Source organism: Xanthobacter oligotrophicus, from assembly GCF_008364685.1.
GTDB lineage: Bacteria > Pseudomonadota > Alphaproteobacteria > Rhizobiales > Xanthobacteraceae > Xanthobacter > Xanthobacter oligotrophicus.
Genome location: NZ_VTTL01000027.1, coordinates 1 through 2546 on the forward strand (window position 1 = coordinate 1; position 2546 = coordinate 2546).

Consider the following 2546-nt stretch of genomic DNA (forward strand, 5'->3'; position numbering starts at 1 on the left):
CACAACAATCTGTCGTGAGGAGCGTCGGAGACGCGCCGTCATCCGTCCAGTGGGCGGCGGCAGCGCGTCGTCGATGGGCGGTTTATAGGGGACGCCCCTCGGATCTGTCAACGACCATCTGCGCAAAAAATGAAAAACCGCGTTCCGCTGTCATCAGGGCGTTGTGAACCGGGCGCCAAATCGAGCTTTATAACAAGGCTTTATGCTAAACCGGGGCTGGGGATAAGCGGTAGCGCCGTCCGCACCCGTTTCCCGCCAGATCGGAGCCGCAAGCGCTGCTCGCGGCCGCCGACGCATCGAAACTCCTGAAAAAATCCGCACCCCGCCGCCGGCCGGACCACGGCGCCGTCCACGCGACGCCTTGATCCGGCTGGATTTCAGACCGCCAGGCGCACCGGCGCCTCCTTCACGGCCCGCGCGCTCATGGTCAGCAGCTCGTAGCGCGCCACCGTCTCTCCGTTCTGGTTGAACACCTCGGCGTCCCAGCGCACCTCGCCATATTCGGGCCGGCGGCCCGGCTGCTTGTGCTTGACGGTGAGCCGCACCCGGATCGCGTCCCCCGGCGAGACGGGCTTCAGGAAGCGCAGGGTGTCCAGCCCGTAATTGGCCAAGAGCGGCCCCGGCGCCGGATCCACGAACAGCCCGGCAGCAAACGACAGGATGAGGTAGCCGTGGGCCACGCGGCCGGGGAAGAAGGGATTGGCCTTGGCCGCCGCCTCATCCATGTGGGCGTAGAAGGTGTCGCCGGTGAAATGGGCGAAATGCTCGATGTCGTCGAGGCTGATGACGCGCGAGGCCGTCTCCACCGTGTCGCCCACGTTGAGCGCCTCATAGTCCCGCTTGAAGGGATGTTCGGCGGTCACCGGGGTCGGCGCGCCGGACAGCCAGGTGCGGCTGAGCGCCGAGAGCCGGGCCGGCGAGCCCTCCAGAGCCGTGCGCTGCATATAATGGAACACCCCGCGCAGGCCGCCCATCTCCTCGCCGCCGCCGGCCCGGCCGGGACCGCCATGCACCAGGCCCGGCATGGGCGAGCCGTGGCCGGTGGATTCCCCGGCGCCGTCGCGGTCCAGCACCAGCAGCCGGCCATGGTGCGCGGCGATGCCGAACACCAGCGTGTCCGCCACCTGCGGATCATAGGTGAAGACCGAGGCCACGAGGCTGCCCTCCCCCTTCGCCACCAGCGCCACTGCGTCGTCGAGCCGGTCATAGGCCATGACGGTGGCCACCGGGCCGAAGGCCTCCACCGCGTGGGGCGCTACCGCCGCCAGTGGCCTTGCACAGCGCAGCAGTACCGGCGCCATGAAGGCGCCCGCCTGCGCATCGGCCACGATGGGCTCGGCGACATCGGGATCGCCGAAGACGATCTCCGCCTCCTGCGCGATCTGCGCCACCGCCGCCCGGGCGGCGTCGCGCTGGGCAACGCTCGCCAGCGGGCCCATGCGCACGTCGTCGCGGCGGGGATCGCCCAGGGTGATCTTCGCCAGTTGCGCCGTCAACGCGGCGATCACCGCGCTTTCCTGGGCGCGGGGCACGATGATGCGGCGGATGGCGGTGCATTTCTGGCCCGCCTTCACCGTCATCTCGCGCACCACCTCCTTGATGAAGAGGTCGAACTCGGGGGCGCCCTCGCTGGCATCCGGGCCGAGCACGGCGGCATTCAGCGAATCCCGCTCGGCGATGAAGCGCACGGCGTTGCGCGACACCACCGGATGGTCGCGCAGCAGTTGCGAGGTCTCCGCCGAGCCGGTGAAGGAGAGCACGTCCTGCCCGGTGAGGTGATCGAGCAGGTCGCCCGCCGATCCGCACACCAGTTGCAGCGCGCCCTTGGGCAGGATGTTCGCCTCCACGATCAGTCGCACCACCGCCTCGGCCACATAAGCGGTGGAGGTCGCCGGCTTGGTGATGACCGGCACGCCGGCGAGGAGCGCGGGGGCGAGCTTCTCCAGCAGGCCCCAGCAGGGGAAGTTGAAGGCGTTCACATGCACCGCTACGCCCCGGAGCGGGGTGAGGATATGAAGGCCGATGAAGGAGCCGCCCTTGGAGAGGCCTTCCGGCCCACCCTCCACCACGAAGCGCTCGCCCGGCAGCTCCCGCCGGCCGCGCGAGGCATAGGCGTAGAGGGTGCCGATGCCGCCGTCGATGTCGATGAAATTGTCCCTCTTGGTCGCGCCGGTGTCGGCAGCGAGGGCGTAGAGCGCTTCCTTGTGGGCGCCGAGATGGGCGGCGAGCGCCTTTAGCATGTCGGCACGCTCGTGGAAGGTGAGCGCGCGCAGCGCCGGCCCGCCCACCTCGCGGGCATGGCGCACCATGGCGGCGAGATCGAGCCCCTTTGTGGAGGTGCGCGCCACCACGCGCCCGTCGATGGCGCTCGGGATGTCGATGAGGCCCTCTTGCGGCACGAACCAGCGGTCGAGGGCGTAGCTGTTGAGGATTTTCGTCATGGCTGTTGTCCTACTTGTTCTGTCGGTTGCCAGTCGGCGAAGCTGCGTCCGTCGCGGGCGAGGGCCAGCAGCAGGGGCGCGGGCTCGGATCCGGCGCCGCCGGCG

Annotated in this window: 1 protein-coding gene; it reads right to left on the reverse strand. The window is 69.4% G+C overall.

The window, feature by feature from the left end:
* Positions 1–377 precede the first annotated feature (377 nt).
* Positions 378–2441 carry a phenylacetic acid degradation bifunctional protein PaaZ gene (paaZ, locus tag FZ033_RS23865; RefSeq protein ID WP_149578552.1) on the reverse strand — a complete coding sequence of 688 codons (2064 nt, stop codon included), beginning with the start codon at positions 2439–2441 and terminating at the stop codon, positions 378–380.
* Between the last annotated feature and the right edge of the window lie 105 nt (positions 2442–2546).

Bases quoted from the DNA above. Each gene is read 5' to 3' on its own strand.
- paaZ (WP_149578552.1), bottom strand. From the start codon at position 2,441: ATGACGAAAATCCTCAACAGCTACGCCCTCGACCGCTGGTTCGTGCCG.